17 protein-coding genes are annotated in these 18,635 nt (G+C 70.1%); 6 read left to right on the plus strand and 11 right to left on the minus strand.

Annotation, left to right across the window (positions count from 1 at the left end):
• Positions 1-4: 4 nt before the first annotated feature.
• From OG456_RS07505 to OG456_RS07530, 6 genes are all read right to left on the minus strand, one after another.
• Positions 5-1,405, minus strand: coding sequence for a nucleobase:cation symporter-2 family protein (locus OG456_RS07505; RefSeq protein ID WP_266558449.1), 1,401 nt, complete (start codon positions 1,403-1,405; stop codon positions 5-7).
• A 71-nt stretch (positions 1,406-1,476) separates the two neighbouring features.
• Positions 1,477-2,409, minus strand: coding sequence for a factor-independent urate hydroxylase (gene pucL / locus OG456_RS07510; protein WP_266558451.1), 933 nt, complete (start codon positions 2,407-2,409; stop codon positions 1,477-1,479).
• A 5-nt stretch (positions 2,410-2,414) separates the two neighbouring features.
• Positions 2,415-2,804 (minus strand): hydroxyisourate hydrolase, encoded by a 390-nt coding sequence (uraH, locus tag OG456_RS07515; RefSeq protein WP_227298087.1) that lies wholly within the window; start codon positions 2,802-2,804, stop codon positions 2,415-2,417.
• On the minus strand, positions 2,804-3,334 hold the full coding sequence (uraD, locus tag OG456_RS07520; RefSeq protein ID WP_266558456.1) for a 2-oxo-4-hydroxy-4-carboxy-5-ureidoimidazoline decarboxylase: 531 nt from the start codon (positions 3,332-3,334) through the stop codon (positions 2,804-2,806). The genes uraH and uraD overlap by 1 nt, the downstream gene beginning before the upstream one ends.
• Before the next feature lie 156 nt (positions 3,335-3,490).
• A complete protein-coding gene (locus OG456_RS07525) occupies positions 3,491-3,868 on the minus strand; it encodes a helix-turn-helix domain-containing protein (protein ID WP_266558458.1) in 378 nt (125 codons plus the stop codon).
• Positions 3,865-4,116, minus strand: coding sequence for a hypothetical protein (locus OG456_RS07530; RefSeq protein WP_100591422.1), 252 nt, complete (start codon positions 4,114-4,116; stop codon positions 3,865-3,867). Before OG456_RS07530 ends, OG456_RS07525 begins: the two co-directional genes overlap by 4 nt.
• Positions 4,117-4,276: 160 nt before the next feature.
• On the opposite strand from OG456_RS07530, the gene OG456_RS07535 reads away from it, so the two are divergent.
• From OG456_RS07535 to OG456_RS07545, 3 genes are all read left to right on the plus strand, one after another.
• Positions 4,277-5,116, plus strand: coding sequence for a TIM barrel protein (locus OG456_RS07535; RefSeq protein WP_266558461.1), 840 nt, complete (start codon positions 4,277-4,279; stop codon positions 5,114-5,116).
• Between the two features lie 56 nt (positions 5,117-5,172).
• Positions 5,173-6,063 (plus strand): 2-hydroxy-3-oxopropionate reductase, encoded by an 891-nt coding sequence (locus OG456_RS07540; protein WP_266558463.1) that lies wholly within the window; start codon positions 5,173-5,175, stop codon positions 6,061-6,063.
• 205 nt (positions 6,064-6,268) lie between these two features.
• A complete protein-coding gene (locus OG456_RS07545; RefSeq protein WP_266558465.1) occupies positions 6,269-7,726 on the plus strand; it encodes a catalase in 1,458 nt (485 codons plus the stop codon).
• Between the two features lie 492 nt (positions 7,727-8,218).
• On the opposite strand, the gene OG456_RS07550 is transcribed toward OG456_RS07545, so the two are convergent.
• Positions 8,219-8,989 carry a hypothetical protein gene (locus OG456_RS07550; protein WP_266558467.1) on the minus strand — a complete coding sequence of 257 codons (771 nt, stop codon included), beginning with the start codon at positions 8,987-8,989 and terminating at the stop codon, positions 8,219-8,221.
• Positions 8,990-9,143: 154 nt separating this feature from the next.
• Positions 9,144-10,922, minus strand: coding sequence for a glyoxylate carboligase (gene gcl, locus OG456_RS07555; RefSeq protein ID WP_266558469.1), 1,779 nt, complete (start codon positions 10,920-10,922; stop codon positions 9,144-9,146).
• Between the two features lie 320 nt (positions 10,923-11,242).
• On the opposite strand from gcl, the gene OG456_RS07560 reads away from it, so the two are divergent.
• A complete protein-coding gene (locus tag OG456_RS07560; protein ID WP_266558471.1) occupies positions 11,243-12,043 on the plus strand; it encodes a hypothetical protein in 801 nt (266 codons plus the stop codon).
• A gap of 118 nt (positions 12,044-12,161) precedes the next feature.
• Here the strand turns inward: OG456_RS07560 and OG456_RS07565 are convergent, their stop codons facing one another.
• Together OG456_RS07565 and OG456_RS07570 are read right to left on the minus strand one after the other, a co-directional pair.
• Positions 12,162-13,808 (minus strand): AMP-binding protein, encoded by a 1,647-nt coding sequence (locus OG456_RS07565; protein WP_266558473.1) that lies wholly within the window; start codon positions 13,806-13,808, stop codon positions 12,162-12,164.
• Positions 13,805-15,511, minus strand: a complete 1,707-nt coding sequence (locus OG456_RS07570) for an AMP-binding protein (protein ID WP_266558475.1) — start codon at positions 15,509-15,511, stop codon at positions 13,805-13,807. Before OG456_RS07570 ends, OG456_RS07565 begins: the two co-directional genes overlap by 4 nt.
• A gap of 109 nt (positions 15,512-15,620) precedes the next feature.
• Between OG456_RS07570 and OG456_RS07575 the strand changes: the two genes are divergently transcribed.
• Together OG456_RS07575 and OG456_RS07580 are read left to right on the plus strand one after the other, a co-directional pair.
• Positions 15,621-16,550: a helix-turn-helix transcriptional regulator gene (locus OG456_RS07575; RefSeq protein ID WP_266558477.1), complete on the plus strand. Its 930-nt coding sequence runs from the start codon at positions 15,621-15,623 to the stop codon at positions 16,548-16,550.
• A gap of 92 nt (positions 16,551-16,642) precedes the next feature.
• On the plus strand, positions 16,643-17,287 hold the full coding sequence (locus tag OG456_RS07580; protein ID WP_266558479.1) for a LysE family translocator: 645 nt from the start codon (positions 16,643-16,645) through the stop codon (positions 17,285-17,287).
• Between the two features lie 33 nt (positions 17,288-17,320).
• Here OG456_RS07580 and OG456_RS07585 read toward each other — a convergent pair whose 3' ends face one another.
• Positions 17,321-18,469: a winged helix DNA-binding domain-containing protein gene (locus OG456_RS07585; RefSeq protein WP_266558481.1), complete on the minus strand. Its 1,149-nt coding sequence runs from the start codon at positions 18,467-18,469 to the stop codon at positions 17,321-17,323.
• Between the last annotated feature and the right edge of the window lie 166 nt (positions 18,470-18,635).

Genomic DNA, 18,635 nt, shown 5'->3' on the forward strand with positions numbered 1-18,635 from the left:
GACCCTAGGAGGATTTGAGTGCCGCGGCGGCGGTGGCGCGGCCGCGGGTGCCGAGATGGTGAAAGAACAGGTTCAGCGATACCGCCACTAGGGCGCCCGCGCTGATGCCGGAGCCGAGCACGGTCTGTGCCCAGGCCGGGAAGTCGGCGTAGAAGGTGGGCGCGGCGAGCGGGATGATGCCCGCGCCGAGCGAGACGGCGACCAGGATGATGTTCGAGCTGTCGTCGAGGCCGGCCTCCGACAGCGTGCGGATGCCGCTGACGGCGATGGAGCCGAAGAGGACGATGCCCGCGCCGCCGAGGACCGGCATCGGCACCGTGGAGACCACCGCGCCGAGTACCGGGAAGGCGCCGAGCACCAGGAGCGCGCCTCCCGCGGCGGCGACCACGTAGCGGCTGCGCACCTTCGTCAGCGAGACGACGCCGACGTTCTGGGCGAAGGCCGAGGTGGGGAAGCCGCCGAAGACGGGGCCGAGGAGCGTGGCGAGGCCGTCGGTGCGCAGGCCGCGGGTGATGGTCCTGCCGCTGGTCTCGCGGTCGCAGATCTCGCCGATGGCGAGCATTCCGGCGCTGGACTCCGTCATCAGGACGAGCATCACCAGGCAGAGCGAGATGATCGCGGCGGGCTGGAACTCGGGCGTGCCGAACGCGAACGGCGTGGGCAGCGCGGCGACCGGGGCCGACCTGAGGGCGCCGAAGTCCGCCATGCCGAACGGGATCGCGGCCAGCGTGCCGATCAACAGGCCCAGAAGCAGGGCGACTTGCTTGACGAAGCCGCGTCCGAAGCGCTGGATCACCAGGATGACGACGAGTGTGAAGGCGGCGAGTCCCAGGTACTTCATGTCGCCGAAGTCGGCGGCGGTCCTGTCGCCGCCCTGCGCCCAGGCGACCGGGACCGGCATCAGGGTCACCCCGATGAGGGTGATGACGACGCCTGTGACGAGCGGCGGGAAGAAGCGCAGGAGCCTGCCGAAGAACGGGCCGATCGCGAGACAGAAGACGCCGGCGACCATCACCGCACCGTAGATGGCGGGGAGTTGGTCACCCCGGGCGTTCGTCTCGGCGATGGCGAGCATCGGCGCGATGCCGGCCGAGGAGGCGGCGTTGACGAAGGGCAGCCGGTTGCCGACGAGTCCCTTGACGCCGAGGGTCTGCAGGAGGGTCGCCACGCCCGCGATGAGCAGGCTGGCGGCGATGAGCCGGGTCTGGCCCGCCGTGTCGAGGCGGACGGCCTGACCGATGATGAGCGGGGGCGTGACCACGCCCGCGTACATCGCGGCGATGTGCTGGAGTGCCGCGGGGACGAGCCGCGAGGGGTGGAGCTTTTCGTCCACCGGGTGGACCTCTGGTCCGGCCGGTGGGGTGGAACACGGGCCTTCTGCCGGCCCCTTTGCAGGCGTTGCCATAGCTAGCTGTTCCCTCCGGTGTGGCGCACCCCCCGCCCGACTGCGGGCGGGCGGGGGGTGCGCGCCCCGCGTCAGAGGTTGGTCATGTCGACCGGGATGTGCGGCTCGCAGCCGTCGCGCAGGATGGTGGCCTCGATCAGGCCGTAGGGGCGGTCGGCCGCGTAGTACACGGCCCCGTCCTTGGCGTCGTTCTCCAGGCCGAAGGCGGAGAGGTCCTGCCGGAAGTGGTGCTTGTTGGGCGCGGAGAAGCGGATCTCGTCGATCTCGCTGCGGTTGTTGATGACCCGCGAACCCATTTGGTACAGCGTCTGCTGGAGCGAGAGCGAGTACGTCTCCACGAACGCCTGGAGGATGTGCTTCTTGGACTGCTCGTAGGACTTCTCCCACTGCGGCATGCGCTGCTCGTCGGAGGTCCAGTTGTGCCGCCACCACGTCGACAGGGACGTGGCGAGGATGCGGTCGTAGTCCTCCTGGAGGGTCGTGTACTTGTCCTTGATGTAGCCCCAGAACTCGGAGTTCGTGGAGTTCATCACGGTCAGGTCCTTGAGCCCGGACAGGACTTCGAACTTCTCGCCGTCGTACGTGATCTGCGCGAGGCGGGTCTCCTGGCCCTTACGGACGAAGGAGTGCTTGACCTCGTCGGCACCGATGAACTTGGAGTTGCCGTCGGAGCCGGCGATGCGCTCCCAGGAGTACTCCTCGATGCGGATGCGCGCACGGTGGATGGACGGCTGGCTGTCCACGAAGTGCCGGGCGAGGTGGATGCCGTACTGCTCGGCCGACTCGATGCCGTGTTCCTTGGCGAACGCGAAGCAGGTGTTCTTCGTCGTGTCCGTCGGAAGGCAGTTGGCGTTCGAGCCGTTGTAGTGGACGTCGTCGAGGTCGCCCGAGAGGGCGACGGAGACGTTCAGGTCCTTGATGTGGTGGGTGTCGCCGTCCCGCGTGATCTTGACGACGCGGTTCTCTGCTTTGCCGTACTGGTTCTGGCCGAGAATCGTGGGCATGTCTGCTAGCTCCCTCGGTAAACGGAGTAGCCGAACGGGTTGAGCAGCAGCGGTACGTGATAGTGCTCGCCCGGCTTGACGGCGAACGTGATCGCCACCTCCGGGAAGAACGCACCGCTGTCCCTTACGCGGGGGGCGTCCTGCTGCGCCTCGGCTTGCTTCTTTTCGAAGTACGTCTCGACGGCGAAGTCGAGGCGTACGTGGGTGGTGCCCTCCGGCAGCGCCGGCAGGTCCTTGCAGCGCCCGTCCGCGTCGGTCGCGGAGCCGCCGAGCGCCACCCACTCGGCGTCGCTGCCCGAGCGGGCGGCGAGCGAGATGGCGACGCCCTCGGCGGGGCGTCCGATGCTGGTGTCGAGAATGTGCGTCGACACCGACGCGGTGGTCGCGGTGCTCATCAGTCCTTGTCCTCTTCCACTTCTACGTCTTCTTCGGCGAGGCGGGTCAGGCGGATACGGTTGATCTTCCCCAGTTCGGTGCGCACGATCTCGCGCTCCGTCCCGGTGTCGTTCCCGATCCTGGCCTTCATCGCGTCGCGCATCTGCTCGCCGGTCGCCCCGGTGGCGCAGATCAGGAAGACATGACCGAACCGCTCCTGGTACGCCAGGTTCAGTTCGAGCATCTCGGCCTTGAGCTCCTCGGAGGCGCCGGCCATGCCCCGCTGCTCGCGGGACGAGGTCGGGTCGCCCGGCTTCGGGCGGCCGATCGGGGGGTGCCCCGCCATCGCCTCGGCGAGATCCTCCGCGCCGAGTTCGGCCATGGCGGCGTCGCTCGCGGCGAAGAGTTCCTCCGCGGTTTTGAAGGGGCGCTGGGCGAGGAGCTTGCTCCCCCACGCCGAGCTGGCACACACCTCGTGGAGCGCGGCCGCGGCCGCGTTCTCCTGAAGCGTGTTGAACCGGGAAAGCCCCGGCATCGGACGTGAAGTCACGGGAAGCCTCCGTGGCCTTGTGCTGGACGGGCTGCGGATAGCTAACGCCCTCCGAAACACCACGTCAACACTTTGTTGAAAACTTGGAGTTACAAAAACCGCCGCCCGGTATCCGGACGGCGGCTGGTTCGACACCTTGGCGTGCTAGAGGGCGACCTACTCTTCCTTGGCCGCGTTTTCCCTGTTCAGGTAGTTGTAGACGGTGAACCTGGACACCCCGAGCGCCCCGGCAACGGTCTCCACTCCATGCCGCACGGAGAAGGCACCTCGTGCCTCCAGGATCCGTACGACCTCCTGCTTGGCCTTGCGGTCGAGGGCCGACAGGGGCATGCCCTGTCCACGCTCCATGGCCACCAGGATGTGATCCAGGGAGTCGGCCAGCTGGGGCAGCCGTACGGCGATGACCTCGCGGCCCTCCCAGTGCAGGACGACATCGTCCTTGCCCGCCTCCTGCGGCGGCAGCATCTCGCCCCCCATGGCGTCCACCAGCGGCTTCACCGCGCTGACGAAGGGGACGTCTCCTGTAGCGGTCACTTATCGCCCTCCCCCATCACATTGACCTGGAGCGAGACGCGGGTGGCGCCGGCCGCCAGGGCCTGGCGCAGCAGCGCGTCCACCGCGCCGAGCACGGCGTCCGCCTCCCCTTCGGCGGTGTTGCCGAAGGGTCCGACATCCACCGCGTCCAGTTCGGCCTTCTGGATGACGTCGCGGGCGACGACCGCGTGGGGCGGCGCCTCGTCGAGGTCGAAGGGCTCGGTCGTGAACTCCACTCTCAATCGCACGGGGTCAACCTACTGCCGCGACCGGTTTTTCCGGCAGCCCCTCTTGACAAGAGCGAAGCATCCCCGGCAGTCTTCCATCAAGCAGAAACGAACTTCCGCTATACGGAACTCGATACCGAGTGCCGTACGGATCTCGATACGGAAGGGAGCGCCGACCCCCATGGGATTCGCAGACCAGCGCTTCAACGTCAACCTGTCGATCCTCTTCACGGAACTCCCGCTCCTGGAGCGCCCCGCGGCCGCCGCCGCGGCGGGCTTCACCGCGGTCGAGCTGTGGTGGCCCTGGGTCGACGCCCCCACCCCCGAGCAGTCCGAGCTCGACGCCCTCAAGAAGGCGATCGAGGACGCGGGCGTACAGCTCACCGGACTCAACTTCTACGCCGGACAGCTGCCGGGCCCCGACCGCGGCGCCCTGTCGGTCCCCGGCGAGGAGAGCGACAAGTTCCGCGCGAACATCGACATCGCGGCGGACTTCGCCCTCTCCCTCGGCTGCAAGGCGCTCAACGCGCTGTACGGCAACCGCGTCGACGGCGTGGACCCGGCCGTGCAGGACGAGCTCGCCCTGCAGAACCTCGTGCTCGCGGCCCGCGCCGCCGACCGCGTCGGCGCGATCCTCCTGATCGAGGCCCTGAACAAGCCCGAGTCGCCGCTGTGCCCGATCGTGAGCGCCCCCAAGGCGATCGAGATCGTGGACAAGGTGAACGCCGCCACGGGCCTCGGCAACGCCAAGTTCCTCATGGACCTGTACCACCTGTCCATGAACGGCGAGGACCTGCCCGCGGTGATCGAGCAGTACACCGCGAAGACCGGCCACGTGCAGATCGCCGACAACCCGGGCCGCGGCGCCCCCGGCACCGGTTCGCTGCCGCTCGGGGAACTGCTCGACCAGCTGGCGAAGACGGGCTACGAGGGCTACGTCGGCCTGGAGTACAAGCCCGGCGACAAGCCGAGCGCCGAGGCCTTCGACTGGCTGCCCGCCGCGGCCCGCGCCGCGCGCTGAGCGTCCCGACGCGCGCCAACTCACTTACGTACGACCGCAGTTAGAGAGGCACCCTCATGAGCAACCTCCCCAAGATCGCGTGGATCGGACTCGGCATCATGGGCTCCCCCATGTCCGAGAACCTGATCAAGGCTGGTTACTCGGTGACCGGCTTCACCCTCGAGAAGGACAAGCTGGAGCGGCTCGCGGCCGCCGGCGGCACCGCGGCCGGCTCGATCGCCGAGGCCGTCAAGGACGCCGACGTCATCGTCACGATGGTGCCCGCCTCTCCGCAGGTCGAGGCCATCGCGTACGGCGAGAACGGCATCCTCGAGAACGCGAGGTCCGGCGCGCTGATCGTCGACATGTCGTCGATCACGCCGCAGACCTCGGTGGACCTCGCGAAGGCCGCCAAGGACAAGGGCATCCGCGTCATCGACGCCCCGGTCTCCGGTGGCGAGGCCGGCGCGATCGAGGCCGTTCTGTCGATCATGGTCGGCGGTGAGCAGGCCGACTTCGACGAGGCCAAGCCGCTCCTCGACGCCCTCGGCAAGACCATCGTGCTGTGCGGTCCGCACGGCTCGGGCCAGACCGTGAAGGCCGCCAACCAGCTGATCGTCGCCGTGAACATCCAGGCGTGCGCCGAGGCCGTGGTCTTCCTGGAGAAGTCCGGCGTGGACCTGACGGCCGCGCTCGACGTCCTCAACGGCGGCCTGGCCGGCTCGACCGTCCTGACCCGCAAGAAGGACAACTTCCTGAACCGGGACTTCAAGCCCGGCTTCCGGATCGACCTGCACCACAAGGACATGGGCATCGTCACCGACGCCGCCCGCAACGTGGGCGCCGCCCTGCCCGTCGGCGGTGTGGTCGCCCAGCTCGTCGCCTCCCTGCGCGCCCAGGGCGACGGCGGCCTCGACCACTCCGCGCTGCTGCGCGGCGTCGAGCGCCTCTCCGGTCAGCAGGTCTGACCCCCCGGACTTCCGGGCCGTGGCGGCGCTGACACCTGTCCTGTCGCGCCCAGGCGTCGCCACGGCCCGGAACCATGCCTTTCACTTCAACAAACTGTTGACCATAACTTCAACAAACTGTTGACGTAGCTGTTCAGGGCCTCTTACGCTCCGGTTCACCGTCAGCAGTCCCAGCAGTTCCGTACGGAAGGTCACCCTCGCCACCATGTCGAAGCGTGTGCTCACGACCGAGTCCGGCGCTCCTGTCGCCGACAACCAGAATTCCGCCACCGCCGGCGTCGGTGGCCCGCTTCTCCTCCAGGACCAGCACCTCCTCGAGAAGCTCGCTCGCTTCAACCGCGAGCGCATCCCGGAGCGTGTCGTCCACGCGCGCGGTTCCGGCGCGTACGGCTACTTCGAGGTGACGGACGACGTCACCGGCTTCACCCACGCCGACTTCCTCAGCACGGTCGGCAAGCGCACCGAGACGTTCATCCGCTTCTCCACCGTCGCGGACAACCTCGGCGGCGCGGACGCGGTCCGCGACCCGCGCGGCTTCGCGCTGAAGTTCTACACCGAAGAGGGCAACTACGACCTCGTCGGCAACAACACCCCGGTGTTCTTCATCAAGGACCCGATCAAGTTCCCCGACTTCATCCACTCCCAGAAGCGCGACCCCTTCACGGGCAAGCAGGAGGCGGACAACGTCTGGGACTTCTGGGCGCACGCTCCCGAGGCCACGCACCAGATCACCTGGCTGATGGGTGACCGCGGCATCCCGGCCTCGTACCGCCACATGAACGGCTACGGCTCGCACACCTACCAGTGGACGAACGCCGAGGGCGAGGCCTTCTTCGTCAAGTACCACTTCAAGACGAACCAGGGCATCCGTTCGCTGTCCGGCGAGCAGGCCGCCGAGATCGCGGGCAAGGACCCCAACTCGCACCAGACGGACCTGCTCCAGGCCATCGAGCGCGGCGTCAACCCGTCCTGGACCCTGTACGTGCAGCTCATGCCGGTCGCCGAGGCGGACGACTACCGCTTCAACCCCTTCGACCTCACGAAGGTGTGGCCGCACAAGGACTACCCGCTGCAGCGCGTGGGCCGCCTGGTCCTCGACCGCAACCCGGACAACGTCTTCGCCGAGGTCGAGCAGGCCGCGTTCTCCCCGAACAACTTCGTGCCCGGCATCGGCCCCTCCCCGGACAAGATGCTCCAGGGCCGCCTGTTCGCCTACGCGGACGCGCACCGTTACCGCCTGGGCGTCAACCACACGCAGCTCGCGGTGAACGCGCCGAAGGCGGCCCACGCCGACAACTACGGCCGCGACGGCCTGATGGCGTCGAACGCGTACGGCCGCGACCGCAAGAACTACGAGCCCAACTCGTACGACGGGCCCGCCGAGACCGGCCGCCCGCTGTCGGCCCCGCTCGCCGTCGCCGGCTACACCGGCACGCACGAGGCGCCCGCCCACACCAAGGACGACGACTTCTTCCAGGCGGGCGAGCTGTTCCGCCTGATGTCGGAGGACGAGAAGTCCCGTCTGATCGCCAACATCGCCGGCGGCCTCTCGCAGGTCTCGCGCGACGACGTGATCGAGAAGAACCTGGCTCACTTCCACGCCGCCGACGCCGAGTACGGCAAGCGCGTGGAGGAAGCGGTCCGCGCCCTGCGCGAGGACTAGCACCCGAGCCGCGCCCGGGGCCTGACGGGAGGTCAGGCCCTGGACGCGAAGCCCACGCCACTGTGCAGACCCGGATGAGGGGTGGTCACACGGCGGTGCGGGCGGTCCGCCCCAGGCGGACAGGCACGGTCCGCGGCGGCTCTGCGAGCCAGTGCGGTGGTCAAGATCCTGGCGGCCCCTTCTCGACCTGAGGGAAGGCAGCCGCCGGGGTTCATCCCAGGCCGCCGCGGTACCGGCCACACCACAGAATCCGCCCGGCGGCACGCATGCATGTCTCGCCAGTCGCGTGCCTTCGGGCGGCACCAACTCCCTTCGGGGAAAGCTCCCTTCAGGGAAAGCTCCCTTCGAGGAAAGCTCCCTTCGAGGAATGCTCCCTTCAGGGAATGCTCCCTTCAAGGGAGGCTCGCTTCGGGGGAAGCACAGAACGCCGAGTACGGACGGTCCCGTACTCGGCGTTCTCGCGTTGTCCCTGCGTCGCTCAGCCGACAGCGCTCAGGAGTTGCCGCTGTCCGCCCGCGCGATCAGCTTCTCGCGCAGCACCGTCCACTGCGCCGTCATGTCGTGCACCAGATAGAGGTCGCGCCGCCGCGTCCAGGCCTGGCCCGACTCGGGGTCGTACGTGCCCGGCATCTCGAACCCGGCGGGCGCGTACGCCTTCATGCCGCGGTCGTTCGTGGTCTGCACGCAGCGCTTGACGTGGTCGCGGAAGCCGATGACGCCCGCCGTGCCGATGCCCTCCGGCAGCTTCTTGCGGGCCTCCACGACCTGCGCGGCGACCCCGTCCGTGCTCAGGTACGTGAGGGTGCCGTCCGGCGCGACGACCGGCTCGATCGACGTCACCCGGGTCATGCCGTACTTGGACTTCAGGAAGCGCGCGATCTCCCACTGCGCGTACACCGGTACGTCCCTGTGGGCGCGCACACGGGCGACGGTGTCCGCCAGCTCCTCGTTGACCGGCCCCGGCTCGTACATGACCTTCGTCGGGTCGCCGCCCCCGGCCGGCGGCCGGTTCCCGAAGCCGTACGCGACGAGGAAGTCGATCCGGCTCAAGGGCGCCGTCGGCGGGTGCCAGTCGAAGCCGATGTCGTGGAGGTGGGGCTCGACGGCGCGGGCGGTGGCCCGGTCGTCGAGTTCGTCGCCGAGCGCGGCCCGCATGTCCTTCCTCAGCCCGCCGTCGCCGTGCGAGGGGGCGGGGGCCGCGCCGAGCAGGGCGGGGGCGGCGGCCGCTGCCGCGATGCCCGCGGCGAATCTACGTCGTTCCATGTCCGGATCGTCGCCTTCCAGGACGGCCGGCCGGTCGACACCGGGCAGCGGGCGGGTGTCGGCGCGGTGTCGTACGCGGGTTCCGGTGACATGCCGAAGGGGCGGCCCACCCCCATCGGGTGAACCGCCCCTGGTCGGACCGGCAGGCGCCTGATCAGGCCGTCAGCGGCCGGATAGCGGTGGGCGCGTGGCCGGGCTCGGTGGCGAGCTCCTCGAACTCCTTGACGGCGCTGATGTCGGCCGTCGGGCTCATCGAGATGTTCGTGATGCGCTCCAGGATCGCCTCGACGACGACCGGCACCCGGTACTGCGCGGCGAGCTTCTTGGCCTCCTCGAAGGCCGGCAGGAGCTGGTCGGGCTCAGTGACGCGGATCGCCTTGCAGCCGAGGCCCTCGGCGACCTTGACGTGGTCGACGCCGTAGACACCGAGCTCGGGGCTGTTCTGGTTCTCGAACTCCAGGTTGACCTGGAAGTTGATGTCGAGACCGATCTGCGCCTGGCGGATCAGGCCCAGGTAGGCGTTGTTGACCAGGACGTGGACGTACGGGATGCGGTGCTGCGCACCGACCGCCAGCTCCTCGATCATGAACTGGAAGTCGTAGTCGCCGGAGAGGGCGACGACCTGGGTGTCCGGGTCGGCGGTGGCGACACCGAGCGCGGCCGGGATGGTCCAGCCGAGGGGGCCGGCCTGGCCGCAGTTGATCCAGTGGCGCGGCTTGTAGACGTGCAGCATCTGCGCGCCGGCGATCTGGGAGAGGCCGATGGTGGTGACGTAGCGGGTGTCGGGCCCGAACGCCTTGTTCATCTCCTCGTAGACGCGCTGGGGCTTCATCGGCACGTTGTCGAAGTGCGTGCGGCGGTGCAGCGTTCCCTTGCGCTCCAGGTGGGAGGCGACCCACGCGGAGCGGTCGGGGAGCTTGCCCGCGGCCTTGAGCTCGCGCGCGACCTCGACGAACAGTTCGAGCGCGGCCTTGGCGTCGGAGGCGATCCCGTAGTCCGGGGCGAAGATCTTGCCGATCTGGGTCGGCTCGATGTCGATGTGGACGAACGTGCGGCCCTCGCGGTACACGTCCAGCTTGTAGCCGGTGTGACGGTTGGCCCAGCGGTTGCCGATGCCGAGGACGAAGTCCGACTCCAGGAACGTGGCGTTGCCGTAGCGGTGGCCGGTCTGCTGGCCGACCATGCCCGCGTTCAGGTCGTGGTCGTCCGGGATGGTGCCCCAGCCCATGAGGGTCGGGACGACCGGCGTGTTGGTGATCTCGGCGAACTCGACCAGGAGGTCGGAGGCGTCCGCGTTGATGATGCCGCCGCCGGCGACGATCAGCGGGCGCTCGGACTCCAGGAGGAAGGAGATCGCCTTCTCGATCTGGGCGCGGGTCGCGGCCGGCTTGTAGACGGGCAGCGGCTCGTACGTCTCCGGGTCGAATTCGATCTCGGTCTGCTGGACGTCGATCGGCAGGTCGATGAGGACCGGGCCGGGACGGCCGGAGCGCATCAGGTGGAACGCCTGCTGGAAGACGCCGGGCACCTGGGCCGCTTCGAGGACGGTGACCGCCATCTTCGTGACCGGCTTGGCGATCGTGGCGATGTCGACGGCCTGGAAGTCCTCCTTGTGCAGGAGGTGGGTGGGCGCCTGGCCCGTGATGCACAGGATCGGGATGGAGTCACCGGTGGCCGAGTAGAGGCCGGTGATCATGTCGGTGCCGGCCGGGCCCGACGTACCGATGCAGACCCCGATGTTGCCCGGGTTCGTACGGGTGTAGCCCTCGGCCATGTGTGAGGCGCCCTCGACGTGGCGGGCCAGCGTGTGGCTGATGCCGCCGACCTCCTTGAGGGACTTGTAGAAGGGGTTGATGGCGGCACCCGGCACGCCGAACGCGTTCGTGACGCCTTCGCGCTTGAGGATCTCAACTGCCGCGCTGGCAGCGGTCATACGAGCCATTGAGTTCTCCTGCTTCGGCTGTCGGATTCGCGCTCCCGTCGCGCCCCGCGGCGAGCTGTGAGTCCGTGTCGTCTTCGTACTGTCTTCAGCTTCTAATTTCCACATTGCGGAAACTAGCTTCTGCTATATGGAAGCAATGTAGGCGGCGACCCCCCGACCGTCAAGGGACGGCCTCTCGTCGACGGATCCGGAGGGATCTCGCCCGACTGCCTGCCGCGGCCGGGGAGTTTGGAGGACGATGGGCGCCGAGGGCGGGAAGCCATCGCGTGAGCCCGGGTGCGGAGCCCCCGGGCGGATGCCGGGAGTGGGTCATGGCTCAGAACGTGCCGGTACGGTGCCCCGCCTGCCGGCGTGAACAGGTGTATGCCCCATCGGTCTATCCGTGCTCGTGCGGCGCGCCCGTCGTGGCGCCGTTGCGGCGCGGAGCGCCCGCCGAGCCGGTCACGCACCGCACCTGGCTCGACGACTGGGTGACCGTGCGGTGCGGGGCCTGCGGGCGCCGGGACCGCTGGCCACGCCCGGAGCTCGGCTGCGCGTGCGGCACGGTGCTGCGGATCCCGGTCGAGGGCGATCCGGCGCCGAGCCATGACGCGTCGCCGGGCTCCGGCATGGCGGGCGACGCGGCCTGGCCGGGGCCCGCGCATCCGCCCACGGCGGACGGTCCGGATCCGGCCGCTGCGACGCGGCCGGGGCCCGCCCACATTCCGCTGCCGCCCACGGCCCCCGTCCCGCGCCCCGCGTTCCAGCCGGTGGCCATCCGCACGGCGCGCGACGCCGTGACCGCCGTCGCCCTCTATCTGCGCTGGCTCGGCTACCGGGACGTCCGCCGCGCCGACCAGCGCCCCTCGTCCGGCATCGGCCTCGCGGCCCGCGGCGTCGTCGCCCAGGTCGAGCCGTCGGTGCGGCCCGCCACCCTGCGGGACGTGGAATGCCTGTGGCTGACCGGCATGACGGAGTCGGCGGTCTGCGTCTACTTCTCACTCGCGGGCTACGCCGAGGACGCGCGCACCCGCGCCGATGAACTCGGTGTCCCGCTCTTCGTCCTCGACCTGGCGGGCGTGCCCCAGCCGGTCAACAATCCGGCGGACGAACTGATAGCTGCCGGGGCGTAGGCCCTGCCGGGTTCCGCCTCGGGGACGGCCACGGGGGCGAGCACGAGGAGGGGCACGAGAGCGGGGCCTCACCCGGGCCGACCGCGCCCGGGTGAGGCCCCGCAGACATCCGTACGCCTCAGCCGGCGTCGCCCCCGTACCCCTCCCGCAGTTCGATCTTGCGGACCTTGCCGCTCACCGTCATCGGGAACGCGTCCAGGATGCGCAGCCGGGTCGGCGTCTTGTAGTGGGCCAGCTGGTCGTGGCAGTACGCGCGCAGTTCCTCCAGGGTGAGCGTGCCCTCGGGGTCGCGGAGGATGACGCAGGCCAGGACCTCCTCCCCGTACCGCTCGTCGGGCACGCCCACGACCTGGACGTCCGCGATCTTCGGGTGGGCGTAGAGGAACTCCTCGATCTCGCGCGGGTAGACGTTCTCGCCGCCCCTGATGATCATGTCCTTGATGCGGCCGACGATCTGGACGTAGCCGTCCTCTCGCAGGACCGCCAGGTCACCCGTGTGCATCCACCGCCCCGGGTCGATGACCTCGGCCGTCTTCTCCGGCTCGTCCCAGTAGCCGAGCATCACGCTGTAGCCGCGCGTGCACAGCTCCCCCGGCTCGCCGCGCGGCAGCGTCACGCCGCTGACCGGGTCGACGACCTTGACCTCGATGTGCGGAAGGACGCGGCCGACCGTGCCCGTGCGGCGCTCCAGGTCGTCGTCGCGGCGCGTCTGCGTGGAGACGGGCGACGTCTCGGTCATGCCGTAGCAGATGGACACCTCCGCCATGTGCATCTCGGCGACGACCCGCTTCATGACCTCGACGGGGCACGGCGAACCCGCCATGATGCCGGTCCGCAGCGACGACAGGTCGTACGTCGCGAAGTCGGCGAGGTTCAGCTCGGCGATGAACATGGTCGGGACGCCGTACAGCGACGTGCACCGTTCGCGCTCGACCGCGTGGAGCGTGGCGACGGGGTCGAAGGACGGGGCGGGGATGACGATGCAGGCACCGTGCGACGTGGCGCCGAGGTTTCCCATCACCATGCCGAAGCAGTGGTAGAAGGGCACGGGCAGACAGACCCGGTCCTGCTCGGTGTAGCCGACCGTCTCGCCCACCCAGAAGCCGTTGTTCAGGATGTTGTGGTGGGAGAGCGTGGCACCCTTCGGGAAGCCGGTCGTGCCCGAGGTGTACTGGATGTTGACCGGGTCGTCGCAGCTCAACTCGGCCTGCCTGGCGTCGAGTTGCCCCACCGTCACCGCTGCCGCGCCCGCCGTCAGGGCGTCCCATCCATGGTCGCCGATGAAGACCGTCTCGCGCAGCTCGGGGCACCGCTCCCGCACCTGCCGGACGAGGGCCCGGTAGTCGCTGCCCTTGTGCTCGGTCGAGGCGATGAGGATGGAGACGCCCGCCTGCTTGAGCACGAACTCCAACTCGTGGGCGCGGTAGGCAGGGTTGATGTTCACCATGACCGCACCGATGCGCGCGGTCGCGTACTGCACCAGGACCCACTCGGGGCAGTTGACCGCCCAGATCCCGACCCGGTCACCCTTGAGCACACCTCTGGCGAGCAGTCCGCGCGCCAACTCGTCGACGTCCGCGCCGAACTGGGCGTAGGTCCACCGCCGTCCGGACGGCACGTCGACCAGTGCGTCACGATCGGGGTGGGCGGCCACGGCCCGGTCGAGGTTGCGGCCGATCGTGTCGCCGAGGAGCGGCGCCGGGTCCGTCCCGTGCGCGTACGAGAGGGACGGGGGCTGGATTGTCGTGAGGGGTTCGCGTGTCATCGGAAGTCCTCCTCCCGGTACTCCGCCGTGGAACCCTGCGCCGTACGCTCGCGCAGCTCGATCCGCCGGATCTTGCCGGAGACCGTCTTCGGCAGCTCCGCGAACTCCAGGCGCCGGACGCGCTTGTACGGCGCGAGGACGTCCCGCGAGTGCTCGAACAGCAGCTTCGCCGTATCGGGCCCGGGTTCGTACCCCTCGGCGAGGACGACGTACGCCTTGGGGACGGCGAGCCGCAGCTCGTCGGGGGCGGGCACGACCGCGGCCTCGGCGACCGCCTCGTGCTCCAGGAGCGCGCTCTCCAGCTCGAACGGGCTGATCTTGTAGTCGGAGGCCTTGAACACGTCGTCCGACCGGCCGACGTACGTGAGATAGCCGTCGGCGTCACGCGAGCCGATGTCGCCGGTGCGGTAGTAGCCGCCCGCCATCGCCTCGGCCGTGCGCTCGGGGTCTTGGTGATAGCCGGCCATGAGGCCGACGGGGCGCTCGGACAGGTCGAGGCCTATCTCGCCTTCCTGCACGCCGGGTTCGCCGGTGACCGGGTCCAGCAGCTCCACCTTGTAGCCGGGGCTGGGGCGCCCCATCGAGCCGGTCTTCAGCTCCTGACCGGGGCTGTTGGAGACCTGCACGGCCGTCTCCGTCTGCCCGAACCCGTCCCGGATGGTGACGCCCCAGGCGCGCCGCACCTGCTCGATGACCTCGGGGTTCAGCGGCTCCCCCGCGGCGACGACCGCGCGCGGCGGCGTCGCGAGCTGCGTCAGGTCGGCCTGGATGAGCATGCGCCACACGGTGGGCGGGGCGCAGAAGGACGTGACGCCCGCGCGCTCCATGACCTCCATGAGCCGGCCCGCGTCGAAGCGCGTGTAGTTGTAGAGGAAGACGGTCGCCTCCGCGTTCCACGGCGCGAAGAAGTTCGACCAGGCGTGCTTGGCCCAGCCGGGCGACGAGATGTTCAGATGGACGTCTCCGGGACGCAGACCGATCCAGAACATGGTCGCCAAGTGCCCTACGGGATAGGACACATGGGTGTGTTCGACGAGCTTGGGCCGGGCGGTCGTGCCGGAGGTGAAGTACAGGAGGAGCGGGTCCTGCGCGAAGGTGACGCCGTCGGGCTCGAACGTCTCGGAGGCGCCGTCGGCGTCCTCGTACGAGAGCCAGCCGTTCGTGGCGCCCGCGCCGCTCGCGCCGACCACGGTTCGGGTGAAGTCGCCGGGGACCTCGGTGAACTTCTCGACGTCCTCGGGCCGCACGATGACGTGCCGGGCCCGGCCGCGGTCGACGCGGTCGCGCAGGTCGGCGGGGCCGAGCAGCGGCGTCGCGGGGATGACGACGGCCCGCAGCTTCATCGCGGCGAGCATGATCTCCCACAGCTCCACCTGGTTGCCGAGCATCAGGAGGACCCGGTCGCCCGCGCCAACGCCCTGGCCGCGCAGCCAGTTCGCGACGCGGTTCGAACGGCGGCGCAGCCCGTCGAAGGTGAAGCGGCCCTGGCGGCCGTCCTCCTCGACGATGTGCAGGGCCGTCTTCCCGTTGCCGTCGGCGATCGCGTCGAACCAGTCGAGGGCCCAGTTGAACCGCTCGGGGCGCGGCCAGGCGAAGCCCTCGTACGCGGTGGTGTAGTCGTCCGCGTTCCGCAGCAGGAAGTCCCTCGCCGTGCGGAACTGCTCGGTCGGACTCGGATCCGTACCGCTGGTCGCCGTCGTCATGTGTCCTCCTCATTGCGGACCGTGCATGCCATCGTGTAATCCGTGACGCAGATCTCACCACCCCCGGACGGGGGTGGTGTACGACCCGCTCTCTGGAGGGACACGGCGAGTGAGCGCAGACGGGGCCGACGCGGTGGAGATGCGTGCCGCTCTGGTGCGACTGCGGCGGGGCACGGGACTGCCCGTCGCGTTCGGCGGACTCATGGCGGGCGGCCCCATGACGGGCGGCACCGGCTCGGTGCGCATCGGTGAGCTGAGCGGCGCGGTGACGGGCGCGCTCCGCGGTCTCGCCATCGCGACGGGCAACGGCCTGGGCGGCAAGGCGCTCGCCCTGTCCCGGCCGTGCGCCGTCACGGACTACCCGGTGTCGCGGCACATCAGCCACGAGTACGACGCGGCGGTCGCGGCCGAGGGCCTGCTCTCGGTCCTCGCGGTCCCCGTCGTCGTACGCCGCCGGGTCCGTGGCGTCCTCTACGGGGCCCTGCGCACCGCCCAGCCACTGGGCGACCGCACGCTGGGCGAGGCGGTCGCGGCCGCACGCGACGTGGAACAGGCGCTGGTGGTACGGGACGAGGCGCGGGCGCTGCTGGCGGCGGTGGCGGGAGCGGGGGCCGCCGGCTCGGTGGCCGGCGGGGTGGCCGGGTCCGTTGCTGGCGCGGGTGGCCCGACGGCCGGTTCGGGGGCCGGCGCGGCCGTCGGTTCGGCGGCGTGGGAGGAGGTGCGGGAGGCGCACGGCGCGCTGCGGGCGCTCGCGCCTCGCGTCATGGATCCGGCACTGCGCGAGGAACTCCTCGCGGTGTGCGGGCGGCTCGCCTCGGCGACGGCTCCGCCACCGGTTCGGGACGTGGGCCTCACGCCGCGCGAGGTGGACGTCCTCGCGTGCGTGGCCACGGGCGCGACGAACGCGGTCACGGCCGAGCGGCTCGGTCTGCGGCCCGAGACGGTCAAGGCCTATCTGCGGTCGGCGATGCGGAAACTGGGCGCGCACACGCGCCTGGAGGCGGTGGTGGCGTCACGGAGGGCGGGGCTGCTGCCTTAGCCGCTCCTTGAGGGCCATGCCCTCGGGAGTCGGGAGCACTGCCTCAGGTGCTCCATGGACGGGAAAGGGGGGTGCGGGACATGCTGGGGAACATGGTGTCCACCGATCGGTATCTCGCCTTCGCGGCGATGTCGCTCCTCGTGATCGTGATCCCTGGGCCGAGTGTGCTGTTCGTGATCGGGCGCGCGCTCGCGCACGGCCGGCGCACGGCGGTCGCGACGGCGCTCGGCAACGTCATCGGCTCGTACGTGCTCGTGGTGGCCGTGGCGCTCGGGATCGGTTCCCTGGTGGAGCGCTCAGCCGGGGTGTTCATGGCGGTGAAGCTGGCGGGAGCCGCGTATCTGGTCCTCCTCGGCGTGCAGGCTTTCCGGCACCGCAAAGAGATGCGGGCCGAGGACATCCGGGGGCCGCAGGGCCCGCCGCGCGGCGATCTGCGAACGGTTGCGGACGGAGCGCTCGTCGGGGTCACCAACCCCAAGGGCATCGTCTTCTTCGCGGCGGTCCTGCCGCAGTTCGTGGACCACTCGGCCGGTCAAGTGCCCGCGCAGATGCTCCTGTTGGGACTGATGCCGATCTCGATCGGCCTGGTCACGGACACGCTGTGGGGCCTGACGGCGTCCGCCGCGCGTACGTGGTTCGCCCGGTCCGACCGGCGCCTGTCACTGATCGGCGGCACGGGAGGCTTCGCGATGATCGGCCTGGGCGTGACGGTCGCGGCGACGGGCCGCGCCGACTGATCCCCGACGGCCGGCCCGGCGCCGCGGCTGCCGCTACTCGGGCCGTACGGTCCCGAACCGGATGTCGCACGCGCCCGCGACCCCCAGCGTGCGCGCGGTGCTCCCGGCCTCGTGCGTGAGGGCGTCGCGCTGCCCCGCGGTGAGCTTCCCGAAGGGCTGGAGGGTGAGCGTGGCGGAGGCGTCCTTGGCCTCGTCGAGCTTCCAGAGCCCGGCGAGCAGGCCGTCGACGAGGAAGGCGGGATAGGCGATGTTCCCCTTCCAGGTGCTGTCCTTGTACGCGAGCGGCACGTGGCGGGTGCGGTCGGCGTGCGAGAGCAGCAGGTTGTCGAACTCGGGCAGGAGACGCGGCGGGGCGGGGGTGTCCTCGTCGGGGCGAGGCGCGTCGGGCAGGTCGAAGAGCTCGACGCCGTGCGGGTCACGAAAGGTGGCCAACTGCGGCCGCAGCCGCTCGAAGACCTCCTTCATGCGGGTCAGGCCCGCCCACTGCTGCATGTCCTTGACGGAGGCGGGCCCGAACGCGGCCAGATAGCGCAGGACGGTGTCGTCCGGGGCGGGCGCCGGGTCGGCGGCGCGGTCGAGCCAGTGCCCGGCGGTGGTCAGGGCGACCTGGCCGCTGCGCTTCCACAGGCCGCGCGGTGTGGCCTGCACGAGCGGCAGCCGGCAGCGGACGGCGATCGTGAGGGCGAGGGGGTCGGCGTCGGGCCACTCGGCAAGTAGCAGCTCCCGGATCTGCTTGGGGGTGCGCGGCTCCTGCTCGACGTACGCCTTGGTGAGCGCGGCGAGCCGGTCGAGGTCGACACCCGACAGGCCCTTCGCCAACGTCTTCAACTCCCGCTCCAGCGCGGGCTGGACGAGCGGCCGCAGGCTCATGCAGTCGTCGGCGCTGTGGAGGTGGACGGTCGAGCGCATGGTGGCGATACGGACGACCTCGCGGTCCTCCAGGAGCCGGGAGAGCTCGGCGGGGTCGAAGCCGTCGAGCCGGGCGGCGAGCGCGACATAGGGCGGCTTCACGTTCTGCGCCTGGAGCCCCAGCAGATGTTCCACGGCGCCCTTCACGGTGACCGGTGAGCGGCGCAGCAGGAACTGACGATCGAGGGTGGCACGCCCCAGGGCACGGGCCGATAGGGTGGGAGCAGCCGTACGACGCATGCCCGACGGGGCCGCGCTCCGCTTCGTGGTCATGCTCGGCAGGCTAGCGGGAGTTGCGGACAAGCTCTGGCCTAAAGCCACCGGCCCGTCGACCAGGGTGGGCCCGCCCTCGCGCCCGCCCTCCCCCGACGATCACCCCGCACCGGCCGTATTGGGGCCATATATCCTGCACAGTGGCCGAAGTGACAGCCGTTTCGAC

Origin of the sequence: Streptomyces sp. NBC_01446 (genome assembly GCF_026340095.1) — a bacterium.
Lineage (GTDB): Bacteria > Actinomycetota > Actinomycetes > Streptomycetales > Streptomycetaceae > Streptomyces > Streptomyces aureus.